Raw genomic sequence first — 23,499 nt, forward strand, 5'->3', positions numbered from 1 at the left:
AATGTGTTGTGTGTTGCTTTTATCGAGAGCGCTCAGTCACGCAATCGCCCCGTTACCGAATACAAAGGCTCCAGCGCCCATTCATAAAGCCGCCGTCGGTCCTGGACGACATCCGCCTCCAGCAACATGCCCGCTTGTAATGGCTGCTCATGCCCATAGACCCTGATGCTGTTCGCGTCGAGCGCCACCGTGACCTCATAGAACAGTTCAGGTGGCCCGCTCGGGCCTTGCAGCGACGAGGCGATATGTGCCGGCAGCTCCTGAACGGCATAGGGGCTTTGGCTGATACTCACCACTTGGCCCCGAGCCATGCCGAACTTCTGGTACGGATAGGCGGCATAGCGCATCAACACTGGCTGCCCTGGCTCGATGAAGCCGGCCTGGCGGGATGCTGCATACAAGTGGGCGTTCAAGTTCGAACCCTCCGGCAGCAAGCTGGCGAGCACTGTGCCCGCGCTGACTTGCTGGCCGACTTGCACGTTCAAGCCGGTCACCGTCCCGGCATGGGGCGCCACGATCCTTGTTTCGCTACGTGCCCCGTTTTCCGCCTGCTCTTGCTTGATCTGAGCCACGGCCCCGTCCACGTCGCTCGTCTCGTCGCGGTGGCGCAAACCGGCTTCCTGCTGCTGGGCCAGTAGCCCAGTGCGCTCACGCTCCAAGCCGGCCCGTGCACGTTGGGTAGCCTGTAGTTGGCCTTGCAGGGCCAGTAACTCGCTCTCGGCGGTCTGCAATTGGGCAGCGGCAATGAACCCGGCCGCAGCCAGTTGCTGTTGGCGCGCGAAGTGCGCATGCGCCAGTTCCACCCGGCGTTTCAGCAGGCGGTGTTCTTCGCTGAACTGACGAAGCTCGCTGGCGATGGTGGTGAGGCGGCTGTCGAGCATCCTCTGTTGCCCCGACAAGCGTTCATCCGCCAGGGCTTGGCGCCTCTCGAGTATTTCCTGGCGCCTTTGCAGTTGCTCGGCAATCAATGCCTGGGTGTCACCCAGCCCTGATTGACGCTCCCCCGAGATCACTACCAGCACATCACCTTTGTCGACGCGCTGACCCCCGGCGGCCAGCACCTCGCTAAGGATTCCGGTGCCGGGCGCGCTCAGGCGCAACATGCCCTGCTCGGGCATCAACAGGCCGTGCAAGGTGGCCTTGCGCGTGTAGCTGCCGTAGTAGCCGAACGCCGTGATCATGACGGTCAGAAGGCCGGCCAGCAGGGCTATCAACCAATAGCTCAGGGGCTGATTGACAAGGACCTTGCCGAGTTGTTGTGCCCGCGATGCGCAAACGGCTTCGGGTCGAAACAGAGGCTGGGTGGGTAATGGCGCAGAGGGCATTGGCTAGCGAAATCTTGGGCGTGTGGGGATGGCAGAAGGAAAGTAGCGGCTCCGCTTGAGAGCCGATGCCGTCCAACACGCCTTGGCAGGTAGGAATGCTCCCGCTGATCCGTGGCCCCTGGGAGAGTCCGCATGAACCCGGTACCCACTCAAACCATGACCCAGGTCATCCCACTTCCCGATTTCTTGACTAGTCTTAACCGTTGGCGGCGTCTGCCTGCCGCCACCGTGAAGTCCCTGAGGCGCCGGCCATGTCCCGTGCGCCCGAACCTGATCAGGAGTGCACGATGGACCTCAACCGTCGGCAATTCTTCAAGGTCGCCGCCGTCGGCCTTGGAGGCTCGAGCCTCGCGGCGTTGGGCATGGCCCCGACACCCGCGTTCGCCGAGCAGGTGCGCCACTTCAAGCTGGCGCACACCAAAGAAACCCGTAACACCTGCCCCTACTGCTCGGTCGGCTGCGGCCTGATCATGTACAGCCAGGGTGACGCGGGCAAAAACGTCAAACAGAACATCATCCATATCGAGGGCGACGCGGACCATCCGGTCAACCGCGGCACCCTGTGCCCGAAAGGCGCCGGCCTGCTGGACTTTATCCACAGCCCCAGCCGCCTCAAGTACCCCGAGGTGCGCAAGCCGGGCAGCAACGCGTGGACCCGCATCGACTGGGACGAAGCCCTCGACCGCGTCGCCGACCTGATGAAACAGGACCGTGACGCCAACTTCATCGAGAAGAACGCCCAGGGCCAGACGGTCAACCGCTGGCTCACCACCGGCTTCCTCGCCGCGTCCGCCGCTTCCAGCGAAGCGGGCTACATGACGCACAAGGTGATCCGTTCGCTGGGCATGCTGGGGTTCGATAACCAGGCGCGTGTCTGACACGGCCCGACGGTGGCAAGTCTTGCCCCGACGTATGGCCGTGGCGCGATGACCAATCACTGGTCTGACATCGCCAACGCAAACCTGGTCCTGGTGATGGGCGGCAACGCCGCTGAAGCGCACCCGTGCGGCTTCAAGTGGGTGACCGAAGCCAAGGCGCACAACAAGGCGCGGCTGATCGTGGTCGACCCGCGGTTCACCCGTACCGCTTCCGTGGCTGACTATTACGCGCCGATTCGTACCGGCAGCGACATCGCCTTCATGGGTGGGCTGATCAACTACCTGCTGAGCAACGACAAGATCCAGCACGAGTACGTGCGTAACTACACCGACGTGTCGTTCATCGTCAAAGACAGCTATGGCTTCGAGGACGGGCTGTTCAGCGGCTACGACGCGGCCAAGCGCACCTACGCCGACAAGTCCGGCTGGGGCTACGAGCTGGGCGAGGACGGCTTTGCCAAGGTCGACCCGACGCTGCAGCACCCGCGTTGCGTCTACCAGCTGATGAAGCAGCACTACAGCCGCTACACGCCTGAGCTGGCGAGCATGACCTGCGGCATGCCCCAGGACCAGATGATGAAGATCTGGGAAGAGATCGCCACCTGCTCGGTGCCGGGCAAGACCATGACGATCCTCTACGCCCTGGGCTGGACCCAGCACTCCATCGGTGCGCAGATCATCCGCAGCGCGGCGATGGTGCAGTTGCTGCTGGGCAACGTCGGCATGCCGGGTGGTGGGGTCAACGCCCTGCGCGGCCACTCCAACATCCAGGGCCTGACCGACCTGGGGCTGCTGTCGAACTCGCTGCCGGGCTACCTCACGCTGGCCGGCGATGCCGAGCAGGACTACACCGCCTATATCGACAAGCGCGCCTCCAAACCACTGCGTCCGGGGCAGCTGTCGTACTGGCAGAACTACGGCAAGTTCCACGTCAGCCTGATGAAGGCCTGGTACGGCGCCAACGCCACGGCACAGAACAATTGGGGCTACGACTGGCTGCCCAAGCTCGACGTGCCGGCCTATGACGTGCTGCGCATGTTCGAGATGATGGGCCAGGGCAAGGTCAACGGCTACATGTGCCAAGGCTTCAACCCGATTGCCGCGCTGCCGGACAAGAACCGCGTCACTGCGGCCCTGGCCAAGCTCAAGTGGCTGGTGATCATGGACCCGCTGGCCACCGAAACCTCGGAGTTCTGGCGCAACGCCGGGGCGTTCAACGACGTCGACACGGCCAACATCCAGACCGAGGTGATCCGCCTGCCCACCACCTGCTTCGCCGAGGAGGATGGCTCGCTGGTCAACAGCAGCCGCTGGTTGCAGTGGCACTGGAAGGGCGCCGACGGCCCGGGTGAAACCCGCACCGACGTGCACATCATGAGCGAGCTGTTCCTGCGCCTGCGCAAGCGCTATCAGGCCGAAGGTGGCGCTTACCCCGACCCGATGCTCAATCTGAGCTGGCCGTACAAGGTCCCGGAAGAGCCGTCGCCCGAGGAGTTGGCCAAGGAGATGAACGGTTGGGCGGTCAGCGACCTCACCGATGCCACCGGCACCACCCTCAAGGCTGGCCAGCAACTGGCCGGCTTCGCCCAGATGAAGGACGACGGCAGCACCGCGTCCGGCTGCTGGATCTTCGCCGGCAGCTGGACCGAGCAGGGCAACCAGATGGCCCGGCGCGACAACAGCGACCCGTACGGCATGCACCAGATACAGAACTGGGCCTGGGCCTGGCCGGCCAACCGGCGGATTCTCTACAACCGTGCCTCCAGCGACCCGCAAGGCAAGCCGTGGGACCCGGAGAAGAAACGCCTGGTGTGGTGGAACGGCAAGGCCTGGACCGGCACCGACGTGCCGGACTTCAAGGTCGACTCGCCACCGGAAGCGGGGATGAACCCGTTCATCATGAACCCCGAGGGCGTGGCGCGGTTCTTCGCCGTCGACAAGATGGCCGAGGGGCCGTTCCCCGAACACTACGAGCCGTTCGAGACACCCATCGGCATCAACCCACTGCATCCGCAGAACAAGAAGGCCATCAGCAACCCGGCCGGGCGGATCTTCGATTCGGTGTGGGACACCCTCGGCACGCGCGACGAGTTCCCCTACGCGGCGACCACCTACCGGCTGACCGAGCACTTCCACTTCTGGAGCAAGCATTGCCGGCTCAACGCCATCGCCCAGCCCGAGCAGTTCGTCGAGATCGGCGAGGTGCTGGCCAACGAGAAGGGCATCAAGGCCGGCGACCGGGTGCGGGTGTCCAGCAAGCGCGGGCATATCGATGCGGTGGCGGTGGTGACCAAGCGGATCCGTCCGCTGCAGGTCAACAACCAGACCGTGCACCAGATCGGCATCCCGTTGCACTGGGGCTTCACCGGCAGCACACGGCACGGCTACCTGACCAACACCCTGGTGCCGTTCCTGGGTGATGGCAACACCCAGACGCCGGAGTCTAAGTCGTTCCTCGTCAAAGTGGAGAAACTCTGATGGCCAGCCAAGACATCATCGCCCGCTCGGCCACCACCACCGTGCCGCCCTCGGTACGCCAGCAGCAGGAAGTCGCCAAGCTGATCGACACCACCAAGTGCATCGGCTGCAAGGCCTGCCAGGTGGCGTGCTCGGAGTGGAACGAACTGCGTGACGAGGTCGGCCACAACCACGGCACCTACGACAACCCCCAGGACCTCAGCGCCGAGACCTGGACCCTGATGCGCTTCACCGAGCACGAGCGTGACGATGGCAACCTGGAGTGGCTGATCCGCAAGGACGGCTGCATGCACTGCGCCGACCCAGGTTGCCTGAAGGCCTGCCCGAGCCCGGGGGCGATCATCAAGCACGCCAACGGCATCGTCGACTTCAACCAGGACCATTGCATCGGTTGCGGCTACTGCATCACCGGCTGCCCGTTCAACATCCCGCGCATCTCGCAGAAGGACCACAAGGCGTACAAGTGCACCCTGTGTTCCGACCGCGTGAGCGTGGGCCTGGAGCCGGCCTGCGTGAAGACCTGCCCGACCGGGGCGATCGTCTTCGGCAGCAAGGAGGAAATGAAGGTGCATGCCGACGAGCGCATCATCGACCTGAAGTCGCGGGGCTACGACAAGGCCGGGTTGTACGACCCGGACGGCGTTGGCGGCACCCACGTGATGTATGTGCTGCACCACGCCGACACGCCACGGATCTACGCCGGCCTGCCGGACCAACCGGTGATCAGCCCGCTGGTGGGGCTGTGGAAGGGCTTCACCAAGCCATTGGCGCTGCTGGCCATGGGCGCGGCGGTGCTGGCTGGATTCTTCCACTACGTGCGCGTGGGCCCGCAGCGGGTCGAGGAGGATGAACACCCGGCGCCTGTAGACAATACGGTCCACCAGGTCGACCCGGCAGTACATGTCTATGATCCGAACCGCCCGGGCGGGCAGGGGGAGCAGCGGCCATGAACGACAACAAACCCATCCTGCGCTACAACGCCAACGAGCGGAGCAACCACTGGATCGTCGCGATCCTCTTCGTGCTGGCCGGGCTGTCGGGGCTGGCGCTGTTCCACCCGGCGCTGTTCTGGCTCAGCCACCTGTTCGGCGGCGGGCCGTGGACGCGGATCCTGCACCCGTTCATCGGCGTGGGCATGTTCGTGTTCTTCCTCGGGCTGGTGCTGCGCTTCTGGCGCGCCAACTTCATCACCGCCAACGACCGCCTGTGGCTGCGCCGCATCGACCGGGTAATGCTCAACCAGGAAGAGGGCGTGCCGCCGATCGGCAAGTACAACGCCGGGCAGAAGCTGCTGTTCTGGACCTTGCTGGCGTGCATGCTGGTGCTGCTGGTCAGCGGCGTGGTGATCTGGCGCGCGTACTTCAGCCATTGGTTCGGCATCGATGTCATTCGCCTGTCCGCGCTGCTGCATGCCCTGGCGGCGTTCGTGCTGATCCTCAGCATCATCGTGCATATCTATGCCGGGATCTGGATCAAGGGTTCGATCGGCGCGATGCTGCATGGTTGGGTCAGCCGCGCCTGGGCGCGCAAGCACCATGAACTGTGGTACCGGGAAGTGACCGGCGACAAGACGCCACACAACCACGGTGGAAAAGAAGGATGACCGTTTGAGCACGATTCTCGAACCTGGGCAGATCGAAGCGTCGGCGGTGATGCCGCCGTTCCTGCACCTGCCCCCCGCCAACCTCTTCGAGGTGCGCGCCGCGCGGCTGGAGCACCTGGCCGAGGGCAACGCGCTAGGTGACTACTTGCGGCTGATGGCCCGGCTGTGCCGGATTCAGCAGCAGTTTGTGGATAACCCGCCTGCTGGCTTGCCGGTGGCCGAAGAGCGCCAGCGTCTGTGTATAAGTCATGGTTTGCCGCCCCTGGCGGCCGACAGCCTGGTACGTGAAGGGCCTTGGCTGGTCTGGTTGCAGGCGTTGCTCGAGCGCTTCGAGACCGAGCCCGATGGGCCGCTGGCCGAGGCGGTGAGTGCGCTGCGTGGCAGCGACGATACCCAGCGCAAGGGCTGGGCGATTGCCCTGCTCGGTGGCCAGTACGACGCGGTGCCGGCGGCGCTGGTGCCCTTTATCGGTGCCGCGTTGCAGGCGGCGTGGTCCAGCTGGCTGCTGGCCTTGCCTGCGCCTGAGCTCAAGCCTGCGGGTAGCCTGGCCCAGTGCCCGGCCTGTGGTTCGCCAGCGATGGCCGGGGTGGTGCGCAATCGGGGCAAGCATAATGGTCTGCGCTATCTTGCCTGCTCGCTGTGTGCCTGCGAATGGCATGTGGTGCGGGTCAAGTGCGTGTACTGCGAGTCGAGCAAGGATTTGCGCTACACCAACCTTGACGATGACCGACATGCGCCAGGCAAGGCGCCACTGCGCGCTGAGTGCTGCCCTGGGTGCGAGAGCTACCTCAAGCAGTGCTACCTGGAGAACGACGCCGCAGCCGAGCCGCTGGCCGATGACCTAGCGAGCCTGGCGCTGGACATGCGGCTGGACGAGGAGGGCTTCCATCGGCTGGCGCCCAACCTGCTGCTGGCGCCGGGGGGAGGGTAACGGGTCTACACTGCAATACCGAGTTGCCCCCGTTCGCCGGCAAAGCCGGCTCCTGCAAGTGCCCCGGCGGCACCTCCCCTGTAGGAGCCGGCTTTGCCGGCGAAAGGGCCAGAACAGACAACGGATCAGTCATAGGTAGTACCGCATGTCTTCAAGCCTCGCCAGCGACACCCCACGCCTGCCCTCCATCGACACCCTCCTGCGCCACCCGGTCTGTGCCCCACTGATCGACCGCCACGGCCGCGACGCCGTGCTGGCCACCCTGCGCCAACTGCTCGACGACCTGCGCGAGCCGGCCCGCCTCGGCCAACTGAGTAACGCCGAACTGGCCGCCGAAGTGCTCCTGGGCCGTGCCGGCGAACGCCTGGCCCTCCAGCAACGCAGCCAGGTACGCCGTGTCTTCAACCTCACCGGCACGGTGCTGCACACCAACCTTGGCCGCGCACTGCTGCCCGAAGAGGCGGTGGAAGCGATGCAGACCGCTGCCCGCTATCCGCTCAACCTTGAGTTCGACTTGAACACCGGCAAGCGCGGCGACCGCGATGACCTGATCGAAGGCCTGATCCGCGAGCTGACCGGCGCCGAGGCCGTCACCGTGGTCAACAACAACGCCGCCGCTGTGCTGCTGGCGCTCAATAGCCTGGGGGCGCGCAAGGAAGGGATCATCTCCCGCGGCGAACTGATCGAGATCGGCGGCGCCTTCCGCATCCCCGACATCATGGCCCGCGCCGGCGTGAAGCTGCACGAGATCGGCACCACCAATCGCACCCATGCCCGCGACTACGAAGGCGCGATCAACCCGCGCACCGGCCTGCTGATGCGCGTGCACTGCAGCAACTACAGCATCCAGGGCTTCACCACCCATGTGCCCACCGCCGAGCTGGCGCGCATCGCCCATGAACATGACCTGCCGCTGCTCGAGGACCTGGGCAGCGGCAGCCTGCTCGACCTGACCCGCTGGGGCCTGCCGGCCGAGCCGACCGTGCGCCAGGCGCTGGCCGATGGCGCCGACATCGTCACCTTCAGCGGCGACAAACTGCTCGGTGGGCCGCAGGCGGGGATCATCGTCGGGCGCAAGGACCTGATCGCGAAGATCAAGAAGAACCCGCTCAAGCGTGCCTTGCGGGTGGACAAGATCACCCTCGCGGCACTGGAAGCCGTGCTGGCGCTGTACCGCAACCCTGATCGCCTGGCCGAGCGCCTGCCAAGCCTGCGCCTGCTCACCCGGCCCCAGGCCGAAATCGCCGCCCAGGCCGAACGCCTGGCGCCTGAGCTGGCCGCACGACTGGGTGCACAGTGGGAGGTTCGCGTCGAATCGGCCCTGGGCATGATCGGCAGCGGCAGCCAGCCCGTGGCGCGCTTGCCAAGCGCGGCCTTGTGCCTGCGTCCGCAAGTGTCGAAGAAGTTGCGCGGGCGCAGCCTGCATGTGCTGGAGCGGGCGTTGCGCGGCCTACCGGTGCCGGTGCTCGGCCGCATCGACGACGATGCGCTATGGCTCGACCTGCGCCAGCTGGATGACGAGGCGCAATGGTTGGCGCAACTGCCGGCGTTGCAGCTGGGGCCGGTGCAGTGATCGTCGGTACCGCCGGGCATATCGACCATGGCAAGACCGCGCTGCTCCAGGCCCTGACCGGCCAGGCCGGCGATACGCGCCAGGAAGAACGTGCCCGGGGCATGACCATCGACCTCGGCTACCGCTATGCGGCGCTGGAAGAAGGCGCGCCGTTGACGGGGTTCATCGATGTGCCCGGCCACGAGCGGTTTATCCACAACATGCTTGCCGGCGCCCATGGTATCGACCTGGTACTGTTGGTGGTGGCCGCCGACGATGGCGTGATGCCGCAGACCCGCGAGCACCTGTCGATCATCGAACTGCTGGGTATTCCCCAGGCGCTGGTGGTCATCAGCAAGTGCGACCGGGTCGAGCCGACGCGGTTGATCGAAGTCCAGGCCCAGGTCACCGAACTGCTCGCGGCGGCGCCCTATGCCGGGGCCAGGCAATTTGCGGTTTCGAGCCTGTCCGGCGAGGGAATCGACGCCCTGCGCGAGGCCTTGCTGGCGGCCGAAGCGCATGTTCGTCGGCGCAGCGTGCGCGGCGGTTTCCGCCTGGCGGTGGACCGGGCCTTTGCGGTTTCCGGGGCAGGGGTGGTGGTTACCGGCACGGCGCTGGCCGGGCAGGTCAGCGTCGGCGATACCTTGCTGTTGGGCAAGGCCGGCAAACCGGTGCGGGTGCGTGGCCTGCACGCGCAGAACCAGGCGGCATTGGTGGCCGAGGCCGGGCAGCGGGTGGCATTGAATATCAGCGCGGAAAAGCTCTCGGCCGAGCAGGTACATCGCGGCGATTGGCTGCTATCGGAGTGGTTGCATGCGCCCAGCGTGCGGGTCGATATCGACCTCACCTTGCTGGCGGGAGAAACCCGCGTGTTCGAGCATTTCAGCGCGGTGCACGTACACCTGGGGACTCAGGATGTAACTGCCCGGGTCGCGTTGCTCGAAGGGGAGCGGCTCGGGGCTGGCCAGCGCATGTTCGCCCAACTGCTGCTCAATGCGCCGTTGCAGGCTGTGCATGGGGATCGTTTGGTGCTGCGCGATCAGCGCGCCCAGCGCACGCTGGGTGGTGGCCGTGTGCTCGACCCTTTCGCACCGAGCCGGCAGCGGCGTAGCGAGGCGCGCTTGCGCCAGTTACAGGTGCTGCGCGAAGCCGACAACCTTGAGCAGGCGCTGCCCGCCCTGCTGGAGGCGGCCCCCGGCGGCCTAGAGCCCCAGCGTCTGGAGCGTCAGTTCAACCGCCTGCGCGAGACCTGGCAGTTGCCGGATACGGTGTTGGTGATTGCCACGCGTCAAGGACAGCTGTTGTTCGATCGCCTACAGTGGCAGGCGCTCAAGCAACAGGTGCTTGGGCGTCTGGCGCAGCTCCATGAGCAGGAGCCTGATCAGCTTGGCCCGGACCGTGATCGACTGCGCCGTTTTAGCGCGCTGCCGTTGGAGCGCCCCGCGTTTGTCAGCCTGTTGGATGAGTTGCTGGGCGAAGGCGCGATCAGCAGCAGTGGCCCATGGCTGCACCTGCCGGATCACCGGGTCCAGTTGAGCGACGCGGATACCGCGTTGTGGGAGCGACTGTTGCCGCGCCTGTTGGCGGGCGAGTTCGATCCGCCCTGGGTGCGGACCCTGGCTGGCGAGGAGGGGTGCGCGGAGGCTGACGTGCGCCTGTTGTTGCGCAAGCTGGCCCGGTTGGGGTTGGTGCACCAGGTGGTGCGTGACCTGTTCTACCCGGAGATGACGCTGAGGCGCATGGCAGAGCTGCTGTTGCGTCAGGCCGAGACATCGCCGATAGTGCAGGTCGCGGCGTTTCGCGATGGTCTGGCCATTGGCCGCAAACGCAGTGTGCAGATCCTCGAGTACTTCGACCGCATTGGCCTGACCCGAAGGGTCGGTGACCTGCGTCATGTTCGCGTCGACAGCGCCCTGGCCCAGCCGCAACGCGGGCCCTGATTTTCAAGGAAGGCAATCGCGCCCGGTGGCGCGGCCGGGCTTCAAACCCGGTTGGGGACGGCAGCCGTTCCCGGGCAGGTTCGACTCCCGCTGCCTTCCGCCACTTTTTTTGAGGGCGACGAGGTGCTAGGCGACAGCCTTGCAGCGCTTTCAAGATCGAGCGCCGCCCACGCGGCGCATCGCGGATGAATCCGCTCCTACATCTATTGCAGCGTGCCGCGCCTGTGAGGCCATGGTTGCCAGGCTGGGCGCAGCCGGCGGATTGGCCCGAAACAAACGTGTAGGAGCGGATTCATCCGCGATGCGCCGCGCGGGCGGCGCTCGGTCTGATAGACGCCACAACTCTTTTGGCGAACACCCTGCTTAAGCGCGCTCGCCGCACAGGTCCAGCGCGAACCAATGCTCCGCCGCTTGTACATCCAACCCCGCGCCCAGCAGCGCAAACAACTTGCCCAGCGCCGCTTCGCGGGTCATGCCACCGCCGCTGACCAGCCCGGTGTCACGCAGGCGGCTGCCGGCCGCATAGGTGTCGAACACCACCGAACCTTCCGGGCACTGGCTGATGGCGACGATCATCACGCCACCCTGGCGGGCATCGTGCAGGGCGTCGAGCAGTGCCTGGTCGTCGGACGGCCCGGTGCCACTGCCGTAGCACTCCAGCACCAAGCCCTGGATGCCACTGTCGAACAGGCCGCGCAGGTGCTCGGCGGCAAGGCCAGGGAACACTGGTATGACCGCCAGCTTGACCGGCTGGCGTGGCTGGCGGTAGTCCAGGCGGGTCGGCAGCTCAGGCGCGCGCTCGCCCTCGCGATGGCGCGGGAGCACGGTGAAGGCGTCGAACGCCTCGCTGCGCAGCTTCGAGGCGCGGCAGCCGTGCAGCAGCTGGCCGTGGAAGTACAGCTGCACGCCGTCTTCCAGGCCGCTTTCGAACAGGTTCAGGGCGCCGACCAGGTTGGCCCAGGCATCGCTGTCCGGCGCACCGGCAGGCAGCATCGAGCCGGTCAACAGCACCGGTACCGGCAGGCCCAGCAACAGGAACGACAAGGCCGCGGCACTGTAGGCCAGGGTATCGGTGCCATGCAGCACCAGCACACCGTCGTGGCCGTCGCGTTCGACCGCCTCGACGATGGCGTCACGCATCGCCAGCCAGTTGGCCTGTTGCATGTTGGCACTGTCGATCAGTGGGTTCAGTTCACGCAGCGACCATTGCAGCGTCGGCGCATCGCCGCAGGCGGCGAAGTGCTCGCGCATGCGCGCTTCGAAGCCACCGGCTGGCGCGAGGCCTTCGGCGGTTTGCAGCATGCCGATGGTGCCACCGGTGTAAAGGACGAGAAGATTCTTGACTGCACGCATGGAAACATTCCGTAGCGATGTCAGGTCTTATCGCCGGCAAGCCGGTTCCTACAGGTGCAAAGCATGCCTGGGGCGAGGCGATCCCCTGTAGGAGCCGGCTTGCCGGCGATGGGGCCCGAAGACAAAGAAAAGGTCAGCCGCCCACGGACGGGGCGGCTGGGGCAGGGGAGAATATCAGCGCTGAGCGTGCGCCTGGGCGGCGGCTTTGTCAGTGGCTGTTTCAGCCTGCGGATTGGCCGGCCAGGCGGCACGGTCCAGGTCCAGGTCGGCGAACTTGCTGGAGTCGAACACCGGCTGCTTGACGCCGGCCTTGCGCTGGTTGTCGTAGTCGCGCATCACGCGCAGGCCGACCTTGAACAGCATGGCCAGGGCGATCAGGTTGACGAAGGCCAGGCAGGTCATGGTGATGTCGGCGAAGGCAAACACGGTCGACAGGTCCTGCGTCGAACCCCACACCACCAGCGCCAGCACCAGGCCGCGGAAGGTCATCAGCACGGCGCGATTGCGGCTGAGGAACTGCAGGCTGTTCTCGCCCAGGTAGTAGTTGTAGAGGATGCAGGTGAAGACGAACAGCGACAGCGCAACGCTGACGAACACGCGGCCCCAGTCACCGACCACGGCGGCCAGCGAGTTCTGGGTCAGGACGATGCCGTCACCTTCGAAGCCCGGGGTGTAGAAGCCCGACAGCAGGATCAGCAGTGCGGTGCAGGTGCAGATCACGAAGGTGTCGAGGAACACGCTGAAGGCCTGGACCACGCCCTGGGCGCCCGGGTGCTTCACGGCTGCCACGGCGGCGACGTTCGGTGCGCTGCCCAGGCCCGCTTCGTTGGCGAACACGCCACGCTTCACGCCCATGACGATGGCGCTGCCGAGCAGGCCGGCGAACGCCGGGTCGAGACCGAAGGCGCTCTTGAAGATGGTCTCCAGCATGGCCGGCACGTGTTCGATCTGGGTGCCGATCACGTACAGGGTCACGCCGATGTAGGCCAGGGTCTTGACCGGAACCAGCAGGTCCGACACCGCGGCGATGCGTTTGATGCCGCCGATGAAGGTCAGGGCCAGCAGGGCCGCCAGGACGATACCGGTGTGTTTCGGATCGAAGGCAAAGGCGTTCTGCAGCGAGTGGGTCACGGTGTACGACTGCAGGCCGATGAAGGCGAAGCCGTAGGTGACCAGCAGCAGGATCGAGAACACGATCGCCATGCTTTTCAGCTTCAGGCCGTGCTGGATGTAGTACGCCGGGCCGCCGCGGTACAGGCCGTCGCCGTCGGCGCGCTTGTAGACCTGGGCCAGGGTGCACTCGAAGAAGCTGCTGGACATGCCCACCAGCGCGGTGACCCACATCCAGAACACGGCGCCTGGGCCGCCGAGGGTCACGGCGATACCGACACCGGCGATGTTACCGGCGCCGACGCGGCCGGCGAGGCTCAGCATCAGGGCCTGGAACGAGCTCAGTTGGCCTGCCTGGCCGCGAAGGGATTCCTTGAAGACACCGAACATGTGGCCGAAATGGCGGAACTGGACGAACCGCGAACGGATCGTGAAGTAGCTGCCGAGACCGACAATCAGCACGATGAGAAGCTTCCCCGAAAGGAAATCGTTGAGTGCTTCGAGCATTGGAAAATGACCTCGATTCTTATTCTTCGCATGGAAAGACCAGCGGGCGGCAGGCGCACCGCTATTCATTGGGGGCGCATGGTTGGCTATGACAACTGTGGTTACAATTTCGCGGGTTGCTCCATTTTGGTGCGACTTGATGCTAGAATGGCACCACTCGCATCACCTGGACCCCCGCATCATGGGCGATCATTTCGCTGTCAACCTCAAATTCGCCTGTAGTCACTACCGCTCTATCTCCGAGGTTTGCCGGCAGCTGTCGATCAACCGGGCACAATTCAACAAGTACCTGAGCGGGCAAAGCCGCCCGACGGCGTACAACCTCAAGCGCATCGGTGACTTCTTCGGCGTGGAGGACTACGAGCTGGGCTTGCCCCACGAGCAGTTCGCCCGGCTGATCGGCGCGCGCAGCCAGGAACAGCGCGTTGGCCCGCAGGACGACCCGATCAGCGAACTGTTCAAGCCCCTGCATAAAGAAGCCGGCAACCTGTCGCGCTACTGCGGCTATTACTTCGAGTATTCCAACTGCATGTCGGTGCCCGGTTCGATCCTGGTGTCGCTGGTGCACCTGTGGGAGGAGCGTGGCAGTTTCCTGTTCGAGCGCCAGGAACGCCAGGAGCGCAGCTCCGGCCTGGACCAGCATGCCGAAGTGCGTTGCCGCTACCTCGGCGCGGCATTCCAGTTGCAGGACCGGATGTTCCTGATCGACTACGAGTCGCTGACCTTCAACGAGATGAGCCAGACCATCCTCATCCCCAGCTTCAAGAGCCGCATCAGCCGCCTTAATGGCCTCAAGACCGGGGTTTCCAGTGGTGACCGCCGTAACCCGGCGTGCACCCGGGTGGTGTGGGAGTACCTGGGCGAGGAGATCAACCGCATCAACGCCTACCGGCAGATCAAGCTGTACCGCCCTGATGATCCGCGCATCGATGACGACATCCGTGACCGCCTGAGCGCGGGGATGGTCAGCAATGGGTTGTTCGAGATCGAGTGAGCTACCGCGGCCTGTAGGAGCGGCTTTAGCCGCGATGCGGATATCGCCGCTTCTGGCACCCGCTGCGCGGGTGATCGCGGCTGAAGCCGCTCCTACAGAGGTCGTCTCAGGCCAATGAAAAACGCGTCACACCAGGATGAAGGCACTCACCGCATCAACCACCTGGTCCGCCACCTCCGGCCGGTCGCGCAGGTGCGCGGCGATGCCGTGGTCGCAGTCGGTGAGCATCAGGCATTCCACGTGGGGCGCCGGCACCGAACGCAGCAACGTATGGGTGACTTCCTCTGGGATCGGGCTGTAGCGCTCGACACCGGCCAGCCGACGGGTGCCGGCTGAAGTGCCCGCGCCTTGGCCATGGACCTTCGAATTGAGCCCGTCGTACTCACCGATCACCAGCAGTACCCGGCCCTGGAACTGACGCAGGAAGGCGTAGCTGTCGCAATCGAGAAAAGCGAACGGCTTGCGGATCGCTTCAGTGAACGCGGGGCCAAAGGGCGCATCATGGGCCGCATCGGGATACACCGCCGGGCAGATCAGCACCAGCTTGCGCACACTCGGGCGCTGGGCGGCCAGCTTGAGGGCGATGGCGCCGCCCAGGCTGTGGCCGACCACCGTGTCGCTGCGAGCGTCGAGGTGCTGGTGGAAGCGCAGGGCCTCCTGCAGGTTGCTGGCCAGCGAGGCGTCCTTCGCCCCGGGTTCGCTGGCCAGGCTGTGGCCGGACAGGTTGCCGGTCAGCGAGCCGATGCCTTGCTGTTGCAGGCGGTACAGCAGCGGGTTGAGCCGGGTGAAGTCCGAGCGGGCGCCACCCACCACGAATACCGGTGCCGCGCGCTCGCTGTCCGGGACCAGCAGGCGGGCCTGCTGCCGATAGCCGTCGAATGCCTCGTCGATGAAATGCTCCGCACCGGGGGCGGGTTCGTCGAATTGCCAGCGGTTGCGCTGCGGGATGGTCGATGCGGCGTCCATGGAGGTCTCCTTGAGCATGCCTGGCGCAGTATAAGTGGCTGTTCGGCAAAGGGGGAACCCGATGGGGGGAGCGGCAAATCGGCGCGTGGCGGGCCTGTGTTGGACTTCCCCTGCCGGAAACCGCAAAATGGCTCCTTTCCTCCTTCGACCTGAGCGGACCTGTTGACTCTATGCGTATGCGCCTGATGCTGTTGGGTGGTGGCAATGCCCTCGGGCAAGCGCTGATTCGCCTCGGGGCCGAGGAAGACATCGCGTTCCTGGCGCCGCGCCCGCCGGAAGGCGGCTGGGACCCGGCCAGCCTGACGCTGTTGCTCGACGAGCACCGCCCCGATGCACTGGTCAACCTGGCGTACTACTTCGACTGGTTCCAGGCCGAGTCTGTCAGCGAGCAGCGTCTGGCCCAGCAGGAGCGTGCGGTGGAGCGGCTCGCCGAACTGTGCCAGCACCACGAGATCGTGCTGGTGCAACCCTCCAGCTACCGCGTGTTCGATGGCTCGCGCGCCACCGCCTACAGCGAGAAGGACGAGCCAGTGCCGCTCGGCCTGCGTGGCCAGGCCCTGTGGCGCATCGAGCAGAGCGTGCGCGCCACCTGCCCGCAGCATGTGCTGGTGCGTTTCGGCTGGTTGCTGGATGAAAGCCTGGATGGCGCGCTCGGGCGTTTCCTGACCCGCGCCGAACAGCCCCAGGAGTTGCTGCTGGCCGACGACCGCCGTGGCAACCCGACCCCGGTGGACGACGCTGCCCGGGTAATCCTCTCGGTGCTCAAGCAGCTCGACTGCAAGGCGCCGCTGTGGGGCACCTATCATTACGCTGGCAACGAGGCCACCACGCCGTTGGCGTTGGGCCAGGCGATCCTCGCCGAGGCCGTGCAGTGGCGCCAGCTGGCCGTGCAACAACCCACCGCGCAGGCCCATGCCGCCCGCCCGGATGCCAGCGAAGAGCCGCAGCACGCGGTGCTGGCCTGCAAGAAGATCCTTCACACCTTCGGTATAAAGCCGCGCGCCTGGCGCGCCGGCCTGCCGCCTCTACTGGACCGTTTCTACCGACATGGCTGACGCCCCCATCCTGATCACCGGCGGTGCCGGCTTCATTGGCTCCCACCTGTGCGATGCGTTGCTGGAAAAAGGCTACGCGGTGCGCATCCTCGACGACCTGTCCACTGGCAAGCGCGATAACCTCCAGCTCGGCCATCCGCAGCTCGAACTGCTCGAAGGCGATGTCGCCGACGCGGCCCTGGTGGCTCGCGCCGCCGCCGGTTGCCGAGCGGTGGTGCACCTGGCGGCGGTGGCTTCGGTGCAGGCCTCGGTGGAAGATCCGGTCAAGACCCACCAGAGCAACTTCATCGGCACCCTCAACGTGTGCGAGGCCATGCGCTTGAATGGCGTGCGCCGCGTGCTGTTCGCCTCCAGCGCGGCGGTGTATGGCAACAACGGCGAGGGCCAGTCCATCGTCGAGGACACCCCCAAGGCGCCGCTGACCCCCTATGCGGTGGACAAGCTGGCCAGCGAGCAGTACCTGGACTTCTACCGCCGCCAGCATGGGCTGGAGCCGGTGGTATTCCGCTTCTTCAATATCTTCGGGCCGCGCCAGGATCCGTCCTCGCCGTATTCCGGGGTGATCAGCATCTTCTGTGAGCGCGCCCTGGCCGGTCAGCCGATCACCGTGTTCGGCGACGGCGAGCAGACCCGTGACTTCCTCTATGTCGGGGATTTGGTCCAGGTGATGGTGCAGGCCCTGGAGCAGGATGCGGTCGAAGAGGGCGCGGTGAATATCGGTTTGAACCAGGCGACTTCGCTGAACCAGTTGCTGGCGGCGCTGGAGCAGGTGGTCGGCACGTTGCCTGCGGTCAGCCATGGGCCGGCGCGCTCCGGCGACATCCGCCATTCCCGGGCGGACAACGCGCGGTTGCTGACGCGGTTCGACTTCCCCGCGCCGACGCCATTCGCCGAGGGGCTGGCGCGGTTGCTCGGCAAGGCCTGATATCGGGTATCGCCTCACGTGAGGTTCGCCGGCAAGCCGGCTCCTACAGGAGCGATCCTGGCCCTTGCCGGCGGCCACTCACGAATGCCGGACAACTCGCCGATGGCAATCAGCGGCCCCCAAGGCTCGTCCATCCTTGGCCCGGACTTCCAGGGTTTCCAGGGGCTGGCCCCGATCATCGACCAGTTCCGAGCGTGACTCGCCTTCCGCGAACAGAAACCGCTCCCCCCACTGGCGCAGGCCGACCACGATCGGAAACACCGAGCGGCCTTTCTCCGTCAGCACATATTCCTTGTAGGCACTGCCATCAGACGCCGGTTGCTGCGCGAGCAGGTCAGCCTCGACCAGCAGTTTCAGGCGCGTGGCGAGGATGTTCTTCGCCAGCCCCAGGTTGCGCTGCAACTCGCTGAAGCGCCGCAGGCCGTCGAAGGTGTCGCGCAGGATCATCAGTGCCCAACGATCGCCGATGACTTCAAGTGCGCGGGCCACGGGGCATTGTTGGTTGTTCTCGTCGAGCATCAGCTGTTCCTTTGGAGAGTTCTGGTTGCAGATTAAAACCACATTTGCTAGAAAGCCAGTATGTGGTTTCAATTTAAAACCAGATCGACAAGGACAGCGCCATGACATCCCTGACCACTGTTCCCCTGCCAATCACTCGGGGCCTGACCCTGCTGCTCGCCGCCGCCTGCGCGCTGGCGGTGGCGACGGTGTATTGCGCCCAGCCGCTGCTGGAATCGATGGCGGCCAGCCTGGGCGTGCCCATTGGGCAGGTTGGCCTGGTGGTCGGCGCGACCCAGGTTGGCTATGCCGTAGGCTTATTGCTGCTGGTGCCGTTGGGTGACCTGCTCGACCGCAAACGGCTGATCCTCGGCCAGTTGCTGTGCTCGGTGTTGGCCCTGCTGGGCGTGGCGTTTTCCCAGCATTGGGTGTTGTTGCTGGCGGCCATGGCCATGGTCGGGTTGATGGCCGTGGTGGTGCAGGTGATGGTGGCGCATGCCGCCACCTTGGCCACGCCCGCCCAGCAAGGGCAGGTGGTAGGCTCGGTGACCAGTGGCGTGGTGCTGGGCATACTGCTGGCCCGGCTGGTGGCCGGGGTCACGGCCGACCTGCTGGGATGGCGTGGGGTGTATTTCGCGGCGGCTGGGTTGGCGCTGTTGATGGTGGTGCTGCTCGCCTGGCGTCTGCCCACCGTCCGGTCGGGCGCACCAAAGCAGCATTACTGGGTGTTGCTGGGTTCGACGTTGCGCTTGTACCGGGATGATCCGCTTCTGCGTCAGCGGGGTGTGCTCGCGCTGCTGGTCTTCGCCGCCTTCAGCATTTTGTGGAGCGCGATGGTACTGCCCTTGAGCGCCGCGCCGCTGGCGCTCGACCACACCCGGATCGGCCTGTTCGGCCTGGCGGGGCTTGCCGGTGCCTTGGCCGCATCACGGGCCGGTCGCCTGGCTGACCGGGGCTTTGGCCGGCGCACCACTGGCCTGGCGCTCGGGCTGCTGACATTGTCCTGGTTGCCGAGTGCTTTCCTGGAGCAGTCGCTGCTGGCGCTGGTGGTGGGCGTGCTGATGCTGGACCTGGCCGTGCAGGCGGTGCATGTGACCAACCAGAGCTTGCTGTTGCAGGGGCGCGGCGAGATGGCGAGCCGTTTGATCGGCGCGTACATGTGCTGTTATTCGGTCGGTAGCGGGTTGGGGGCGGTCGTGGCGACCTGGGTGTATGGGCGGTGGGGCTGGGGCGCCGTGTGCGGGCTGGGGGCGGGGGTCAGTGCAATGGCTTGGTGTTGCTGGTTGATACAGCTGCGCCTGGGTAGGAGCCAGCTTGCTGGCGAACGCTAGAAGCTTCGCCAGCAAGCTGGCTCCTACCACGGGAGCGCGGTGAGTTAGAACTTGTAGCCGATGCCGACCATGTAGACCCACGGGTCGACGTCCACATCGACCTTGGTCTTGCCGACGCCCAGGGCGCTCGGGCCGTCGATGGTGGCCTTGGTGTCGATGTCGACGTACCAGACCGCGGCGTTGACCAGCAGTTTGTCGGTGATCATGTAGTCCATGCCCAGCTGGCCGGCGATACCGATCGAATCCTGCAGCTTCATGTTGCTGAAGCCCTGGGCCTTGCGGGCGCTGCTCAGGTCTTCATCGAAGAACAGGGTGTAGTTGATGCCCACGCCCGCGTACGGCTGGAACTTGGAACTCGGCTCCATCGGGTAGTACTGCAGCGACAGGGTCGGTGGCAGTTGCTTGATATCGGCCAGCTTGCCGTCCAGGCCTGGGCCGAGGCCCTTGACGCCGACGGTGTGCTGGAATGGCGTGGCGGCCAGCAGTTCCAGGCCGATGTGGTCGGTCAGCATGTAGGCGAAGGCCAGGCCCAGTTGGGTGTCGCTGTCCAGGGTCGCCTTGGTGCCCGAAGCTTTCGCGCCATCGAGCTTGATGTCGCCGCTGCTTTCGTTCGGCGCGGTGGTGATGGCGCCGGCGCGGAGGATGAAATCCCCCGCCTGGTGGGCGTGGGCAACGGGCGCTGCGAGCGCCAGCGCGACGAGCGAGGCACTGAGCAAGGACTTGTTCATGGAAGCTCCCAAAGGACGTGAGTAATCGAGTAGTCCAATGGTACGAAGCTGACTAAACAGAAAGTTTGACCCAGCTCAACGAAGCGGTTTCACGGGGTGGAACCCGTTCTCATTTCAGCTCGTAAGCGTAGATTTTCTCGGCTTCCATCTGGTAACCCGCGTCGGCCAGCTCGCTGCTGGAGGCCTTGACCTGCATCGTGCCTTCGATCCAGTAGGGCTGGTAAAGGTCTTCGACGCGCACGCCCATCTCGCTGAAGATGTGCACGATCTGGTTCGACGGCGGCGGTGGTACGTGGATGCAGGCGCCGTAGTAGGGCACCAGGAGAAACTCGGTGGTGCGGCCTTCGTCGCTGACTTCCAGGGGCACGATGTAGCCGGGGATTTCCACCGGTTGGCCGTCCAGCGCCTTGACCACCGGCGCGTTGGGCGCCTGCTGGCGGGCGGCGGGGGCGGCTTCGGCCGAGAGCGCGTTGCTGATCTGTGACAGATCGTGCAGCGGTGTCAGTTGCGGCGGGATGACCGGGGCGCCTTCGGGAATCAAGGCCGGCCAGTCCAGTTCGCGCGGTTCGGCTGCCCAACCGGCGGGCATGAAGAATACCAGCGCAAGCAGGAGCACGGAAAGCGCGCCCCATCTGTAGGAGCCGGCTTGCCGGCGAACCCAGGCAACGAAGATGCGATGAACGTGCATGGGGACTCTCACAGGTGAATCGACAGGCCATCGGCCAGCGATTGCCGATAGGCGCGCCAAGCCGGCACGCTGCCCATCAGCAACGCTGCGCCAAGGATGATGGCCAGCAGCGTCCACTCATGGGCGCTTGGCCAGGCCAGCGGCAAGTAAAGCCCATAGTTGGCCTGCACATAACCCTGGGCCAGGGCGATCCCGGCATACAGCAACCCCAGCCCGGCCGCGATGCCGGCCAGCGCCAGGGCCAGTGCCTCGAGCACCAGCAGCCCGGCGATATGCCACGGCCGTGCGCCGACCGAACGCAGGATGGCCATTTCCCGGCGGCGTTCGTTGAGGCTGGTGAGGATCGCCGTGAGCATGCCGATCAATCCGGTCAGCACCACGAACAGCGACACCACGAACAACGCCTGCTCGGCGGTGCCCATCAAGCTCCACAGTTCCTGCAGGGCCACGCCGGGGAGGATCGCCAGCAGCGGCTCGCCACGATACTCGTTGAGTTCGCGCTGCAGGCTGAAGGTGGCGATCTTGTTGTTCAGGCCGAGCATGAAGGCGGTGATGGCCGTGGGCTGCAAGTCCATGGTGCGCGCCTGCTCGGCGCTGATGCGCCCGGCGCCGCGTGCCGGTACACCGTTGTGCCAGTCGATGTGGATCGCTTCCATGCCGGCCAGGCTGATGTGCAGGGTACGGTCCACGGGCGTGCCGGTACGCTCGAGCACCCCGACCACGGTGAACGGTTTGTCGTCATGCTTGACCAGGCTGATGGCGGCCACGCCATGGGCCAGCACCAGCTTGTCGCCGAGCTTGTAGTGCAGCGCTTCGGCGACTTCGGCCCCCAGCACCACCTCGAACGGGTCGTCGGCGAACGGGCGGCCCTGGTCCAGCGCCAGGTGCTGGCGCCGACCGTACTGATAGTGGCTGAAGTAGTCGCCGGTGGTGCCCATCACCCGGTAGCCGCGGTGCGAGTCGCCCAGGGAGATGGGGATTGCCCATTTTACCCGTGGGTCCTTGGCGTAGTGTTCGTAGCTGTCCCAGCGGATGTTGTTGGTGGCGTTGCCGATGCGAAACACCGAATACAGCAGCAGGTTCACCGACCCCGAACGGGCGCCGACGATCAGGTCGGTGCCGCTGATGGTGCTGGCGAAGCTGGCGCGGGCTTCGGTGCGCACGCGCTCGACGGCCAGCAGCAGGCACACTGACAGGGCGATGGCGAAGGCGGTGAGCAGGGCGGTGAAGCGGCGGTTGGCCAGGCTGGCCAGGGCAAGGCGGAGCAGGTACATCAGGCCTCCCGGGGCTTGGCGGCGCGATTGAGCTCGGCCAGGGAAAGGTGCCGGTCGAACAGCGGCGCCAGGCTCTGGTCATGGCTGACGAACAGCAGGCTGGAACCGGCCGCGCGGCATTCGGCGAACAGCAGGCGAATGAAGGCCTCGCGGGTGTCGGCGTCGAGCGCCGAGGTGGGTTCGTCGGCGATCACCAGCTCCGGCTGGCCGATCAGCGCTCGGGCCGCGGCGACCCGTTGCTGCTGGCCGATCGACAGGCTGTCGGCGCGGCGGGCGAGCAGGGCCGGGTCATCCAGGCCCAAGTGTGCGAGTAGTTGCGCGGCGGCCTGGTCGACGCTGCCATGGCGCTGTGCGGCGCGTTCGGCGCGGCTTTTCGAAAAGCGGCAGGGCAGCTCGACGTTCTCGCGCACCGAGAGAAACGGCAGCAGGTTGAACTGCTGGAAGATGTAGCCGGTGTGATCGACCCGGAAGCGGTCGCGGGCACCCTGGCCCAGCGCCGCGAGGTCTTGGCCGAGTAACTGGATACTGCCCTGGCCCGGGCGGTTCACGCCGCCCAGCAGGCCGAGCAGGGTGGTCTTGCCGCTGCCGCTGGGGCCCTTGAGGAACAGCGCCTCGCCCGGCTCCAGGCGAAACGCGGGAATATCCAGCAGCGGCGCCTGGCCGGGCCAGGCGAACACCAGGTCATGCAGGTCGATCAACGGCTGGCGCATTCAGAACACGACCACGGCCTTGGCGGGTGTTACTTCCGCGCCTTTCTGGCCGTTCGGGCCGATCAGTTGCACGTTGACTTTCTGGGTTTGCGGGAAGGTCTTGAACAGCGGCGCGAGGTCGATGCGGGTGAGCTTGTCGGGGTTGGCGCAAGCCAGCTGGTAATGGGCTTCGATGTCGGCGTGCTGGTGACCTTGCGCCTGCTTGTCGGCAGCCTCGAACAGCGGGCTCTCCAGTTCCTGGTTCTCCTCGGTGCAGCCGGCGGCCTGGGCCAGGCCGAACAGCTTCAGCGGTTGTTCCAGCTGCTGGCGGGCGGCGGCGACCTTGGCTTTGTCTGCGTCGGTGCTGGCGACGTGCTCGAAGCCCACCAGGTTCATCGCCGGGCTGTCCAGCCCCAGTTCGAGGGTATTGCCGTCGAGCACCACGTTGAGCTTGGCCACGCCATGCTCGTGGGCACCGAGGGTGTCATGGTCATGATCGTCGTGGGCATGGGCCACGGCCAGGGGAAGCAGGGCGAAGGGCAGGGCGAGCAGCAGACGACGCATGGACGGCTCCAGGGGCGGCTTGGAATGGTTTGGTAATGTTATAACAACTTCTAATTGCCCCGCCAGCCTGCCTGGCACAGGTTTCATGTTCGTGGGAGCATGGCTGCATT

General features: G+C 65.6%; 20 protein-coding genes and 1 tRNA gene. 11 read left to right on the forward strand and 10 right to left on the reverse strand.

The genetic code is table 11. The features are described from left to right. Positions 1 to 32: 32 nt before the first annotated feature. On the reverse strand, positions 33 to 1,214 hold the full coding sequence (locus NGM28_RS21315; RefSeq protein WP_252091320.1) for an HlyD family secretion protein: 1,182 nt from the start codon (positions 1,212 to 1,214) through the stop codon (positions 33 to 35). A 398-nt stretch (positions 1,215 to 1,612) separates the two neighbouring features. Here NGM28_RS21315 and fdnG point away from each other — a divergent pair, with 398 nt between their 5' ends. The 7 genes from fdnG to NGM28_RS21350 all read left to right on the forward strand — a co-directional run bounded on the left by fdnG (position 1,613) and on the right by NGM28_RS21350 (position 10,810). Then, positions 1,613 to 4,681: a formate dehydrogenase-N subunit alpha gene (gene fdnG, locus NGM28_RS21320; RefSeq protein ID WP_252091321.1), complete on the forward strand. Its 3,069-nt coding sequence runs from the start codon at positions 1,613 to 1,615 to the stop codon at positions 4,679 to 4,681. Further along, positions 4,681 to 5,631: a formate dehydrogenase subunit beta gene (gene fdxH, locus NGM28_RS21325; protein WP_240066527.1), complete on the forward strand. Its 951-nt coding sequence runs from the start codon at positions 4,681 to 4,683 to the stop codon at positions 5,629 to 5,631. The genes fdnG and fdxH overlap by 1 nt, the downstream gene beginning before the upstream one ends. Further along, entirely contained in the window at positions 5,628 to 6,284 is a 657-nt protein-coding gene (locus NGM28_RS21330) for a formate dehydrogenase subunit gamma (RefSeq protein ID WP_252091322.1), read from the forward strand. Before fdxH ends, NGM28_RS21330 begins: the two co-directional genes overlap by 4 nt. Positions 6,285 to 6,288: 4 nt before the next feature. After that, positions 6,289 to 7,215 carry a formate dehydrogenase accessory protein FdhE gene (gene fdhE / locus NGM28_RS21335; RefSeq protein WP_252091323.1) on the forward strand — a complete coding sequence of 309 codons (927 nt, stop codon included), beginning with the start codon at positions 6,289 to 6,291 and terminating at the stop codon, positions 7,213 to 7,215. A 145-nt stretch (positions 7,216 to 7,360) separates the two neighbouring features. Further along, on the forward strand, positions 7,361 to 8,788 hold the full coding sequence (gene selA / locus NGM28_RS21340) for an L-seryl-tRNA(Sec) selenium transferase (RefSeq protein ID WP_252091324.1): 1,428 nt from the start codon (positions 7,361 to 7,363) through the stop codon (positions 8,786 to 8,788). Next, positions 8,785 to 10,707 carry a selenocysteine-specific translation elongation factor gene (gene selB / locus NGM28_RS21345; protein WP_252091355.1) on the forward strand — a complete coding sequence of 641 codons (1,923 nt, stop codon included), beginning with the start codon at positions 8,785 to 8,787 and terminating at the stop codon, positions 10,705 to 10,707. The genes selA and selB overlap by 4 nt, the downstream gene beginning before the upstream one ends. 7 nt (positions 10,708 to 10,714) lie before the next feature. Continuing rightward, positions 10,715 to 10,810: transfer RNA gene (locus NGM28_RS21350), tRNA-Sec, on the forward strand. Positions 10,811 to 11,070: 260 nt separating this feature from the next. Here the strand turns inward: NGM28_RS21350 and NGM28_RS21355 are convergent. Further along, positions 11,071 to 12,060: an asparaginase gene (locus NGM28_RS21355; protein ID WP_252091325.1), complete on the reverse strand. Its 990-nt coding sequence runs from the start codon at positions 12,058 to 12,060 to the stop codon at positions 11,071 to 11,073. A 174-nt stretch (positions 12,061 to 12,234) separates the two neighbouring features. After that, a complete protein-coding gene (locus tag NGM28_RS21360) occupies positions 12,235 to 13,677 on the reverse strand; it encodes an alanine/glycine:cation symporter family protein (protein ID WP_252091326.1) in 1,443 nt (480 codons plus the stop codon). A 181-nt stretch (positions 13,678 to 13,858) separates the two neighbouring features. Between NGM28_RS21360 and NGM28_RS21365 the strand changes: the two genes are divergently transcribed. After that, the gene (locus NGM28_RS21365) at positions 13,859 to 14,671 is read left to right on the forward strand and encodes a helix-turn-helix domain-containing protein (protein WP_240066521.1); all 813 of its coding nucleotides are present in this window, start codon (positions 13,859 to 13,861) and stop codon (positions 14,669 to 14,671) included. Between the two features lie 126 nt (positions 14,672 to 14,797). Here the strand turns inward: NGM28_RS21365 and NGM28_RS21370 are convergent, their stop codons facing one another. Beyond that, entirely contained in the window at positions 14,798 to 15,637 is an 840-nt protein-coding gene (locus NGM28_RS21370) for an alpha/beta hydrolase (protein ID WP_252091327.1), read from the reverse strand. A gap of 170 nt (positions 15,638 to 15,807) precedes the next feature. Between NGM28_RS21370 and NGM28_RS21375 the strand changes: the two genes are divergently transcribed. Together NGM28_RS21375 and NGM28_RS21380 are read left to right on the forward strand one after the other, a co-directional pair. Then, positions 15,808 to 16,692 carry a sugar nucleotide-binding protein gene (locus NGM28_RS21375; protein WP_213659359.1) on the forward strand — a complete coding sequence of 295 codons (885 nt, stop codon included), beginning with the start codon at positions 15,808 to 15,810 and terminating at the stop codon, positions 16,690 to 16,692. Next, on the forward strand, positions 16,685 to 17,617 hold the full coding sequence (locus NGM28_RS21380; RefSeq protein WP_252091328.1) for an NAD-dependent epimerase/dehydratase family protein: 933 nt from the start codon (positions 16,685 to 16,687) through the stop codon (positions 17,615 to 17,617). Before NGM28_RS21375 ends, NGM28_RS21380 begins: the two co-directional genes overlap by 8 nt. Positions 17,618 to 17,695: 78 nt before the next feature. Here NGM28_RS21380 and NGM28_RS21385 read toward each other — a convergent pair whose 3' ends face one another. Further along, on the reverse strand, positions 17,696 to 18,136 hold the full coding sequence (locus NGM28_RS21385) for a winged helix-turn-helix transcriptional regulator (protein WP_252091329.1): 441 nt from the start codon (positions 18,134 to 18,136) through the stop codon (positions 17,696 to 17,698). A gap of 101 nt (positions 18,137 to 18,237) precedes the next feature. Between NGM28_RS21385 and NGM28_RS21390 the strand changes: the two genes are divergently transcribed. Continuing rightward, positions 18,238 to 19,446 carry an MFS transporter gene (locus NGM28_RS21390; RefSeq protein ID WP_252091330.1) on the forward strand — a complete coding sequence of 403 codons (1,209 nt, stop codon included), beginning with the start codon at positions 18,238 to 18,240 and terminating at the stop codon, positions 19,444 to 19,446. Positions 19,447 to 19,490: 44 nt separating this feature from the next. Here NGM28_RS21390 and NGM28_RS21395 read toward each other — a convergent pair whose 3' ends face one another. The 5 genes from NGM28_RS21395 to NGM28_RS21415 all read right to left on the reverse strand — a co-directional run bounded on the left by NGM28_RS21395 (position 19,491) and on the right by NGM28_RS21415 (position 23,389). Further along, positions 19,491 to 20,174, reverse strand: a complete 684-nt coding sequence (locus tag NGM28_RS21395) for an OmpW/AlkL family protein (protein WP_240066516.1) — start codon at positions 20,172 to 20,174, stop codon at positions 19,491 to 19,493. Between the two features lie 109 nt (positions 20,175 to 20,283). Next, entirely contained in the window at positions 20,284 to 20,763 is a 480-nt protein-coding gene (locus tag NGM28_RS21400) for a DUF3299 domain-containing protein (RefSeq protein ID WP_252091356.1), read from the reverse strand. A gap of 107 nt (positions 20,764 to 20,870) precedes the next feature. Then, positions 20,871 to 22,136: an ABC transporter permease gene (locus NGM28_RS21405; RefSeq protein ID WP_252091331.1), complete on the reverse strand. Its 1,266-nt coding sequence runs from the start codon at positions 22,134 to 22,136 to the stop codon at positions 20,871 to 20,873. Continuing rightward, a complete protein-coding gene (locus NGM28_RS21410) occupies positions 22,136 to 22,846 on the reverse strand; it encodes an ABC transporter ATP-binding protein (RefSeq protein ID WP_252091332.1) in 711 nt (236 codons plus the stop codon). The genes NGM28_RS21405 and NGM28_RS21410 overlap by 1 nt, the downstream gene beginning before the upstream one ends. Next, on the reverse strand, positions 22,847 to 23,389 hold the full coding sequence (locus NGM28_RS21415; protein WP_240066513.1) for a DUF2796 domain-containing protein: 543 nt from the start codon (positions 23,387 to 23,389) through the stop codon (positions 22,847 to 22,849). Positions 23,390 to 23,499 lie beyond the last annotated feature (110 nt).

This window comes from Pseudomonas sp. MWU13-3659 (assembly GCF_023757525.1).
Lineage (GTDB): Bacteria > Pseudomonadota > Gammaproteobacteria > Pseudomonadales > Pseudomonadaceae > Aquipseudomonas > Aquipseudomonas entomophila_E.

Excerpts from the sequence above, each read along its gene's own strand:
- fdxH (WP_240066527.1), top strand. The coding sequence starts at position 4,681 with ATGGCCAGCCAAGACATCATCGCCCGCTCGGCCACCACCACCGTGCCG.
- NGM28_RS21330 (WP_252091322.1), top strand. The coding sequence starts at position 5,628 with ATGAACGACAACAAACCCATCCTGCGCTACAACGCCAACGAGCGGAGC.
- selA (WP_252091324.1), top strand. The coding sequence starts at position 7,361 with ATGTCTTCAAGCCTCGCCAGCGACACCCCACGCCTGCCCTCCATCGAC.
- NGM28_RS21355 (WP_252091325.1), bottom strand. The coding sequence starts at position 12,060 with ATGCGTGCAGTCAAGAATCTTCTCGTCCTTTACACCGGTGGCACCATC.
- NGM28_RS21360 (WP_252091326.1), bottom strand. The coding sequence starts at position 13,677 with ATGCTCGAAGCACTCAACGATTTCCTTTCGGGGAAGCTTCTCATCGTG.
- NGM28_RS21365 (WP_240066521.1), top strand. The coding sequence starts at position 13,859 with ATGGGCGATCATTTCGCTGTCAACCTCAAATTCGCCTGTAGTCACTAC.
- NGM28_RS21370 (WP_252091327.1), bottom strand. The coding sequence starts at position 15,637 with ATGGACGCCGCATCGACCATCCCGCAGCGCAACCGCTGGCAATTCGAC.
- NGM28_RS21375 (WP_213659359.1), top strand. The coding sequence starts at position 15,808 with ATGCGTATGCGCCTGATGCTGTTGGGTGGTGGCAATGCCCTCGGGCAA.
- NGM28_RS21380 (WP_252091328.1), top strand. The coding sequence starts at position 16,685 with ATGGCTGACGCCCCCATCCTGATCACCGGCGGTGCCGGCTTCATTGGC.
- NGM28_RS21385 (WP_252091329.1), bottom strand. The coding sequence starts at position 18,136 with ATGCTCGACGAGAACAACCAACAATGCCCCGTGGCCCGCGCACTTGAA.
- NGM28_RS21390 (WP_252091330.1), top strand. The coding sequence starts at position 18,238 with ATGACATCCCTGACCACTGTTCCCCTGCCAATCACTCGGGGCCTGACC.
- NGM28_RS21395 (WP_240066516.1), bottom strand. The coding sequence starts at position 20,174 with ATGAACAAGTCCTTGCTCAGTGCCTCGCTCGTCGCGCTGGCGCTCGCA.
- NGM28_RS21400 (WP_252091356.1), bottom strand. The coding sequence starts at position 20,763 with ATGCCCGCCGGTTGGGCAGCCGAACCGCGCGAACTGGACTGGCCGGCC.
- NGM28_RS21405 (WP_252091331.1), bottom strand. The coding sequence starts at position 22,136 with ATGTACCTGCTCCGCCTTGCCCTGGCCAGCCTGGCCAACCGCCGCTTC.
- NGM28_RS21410 (WP_252091332.1), bottom strand. The coding sequence starts at position 22,846 with ATGCGCCAGCCGTTGATCGACCTGCATGACCTGGTGTTCGCCTGGCCC.
- NGM28_RS21415 (WP_240066513.1), bottom strand. The coding sequence starts at position 23,389 with ATGCGTCGTCTGCTGCTCGCCCTGCCCTTCGCCCTGCTTCCCCTGGCC.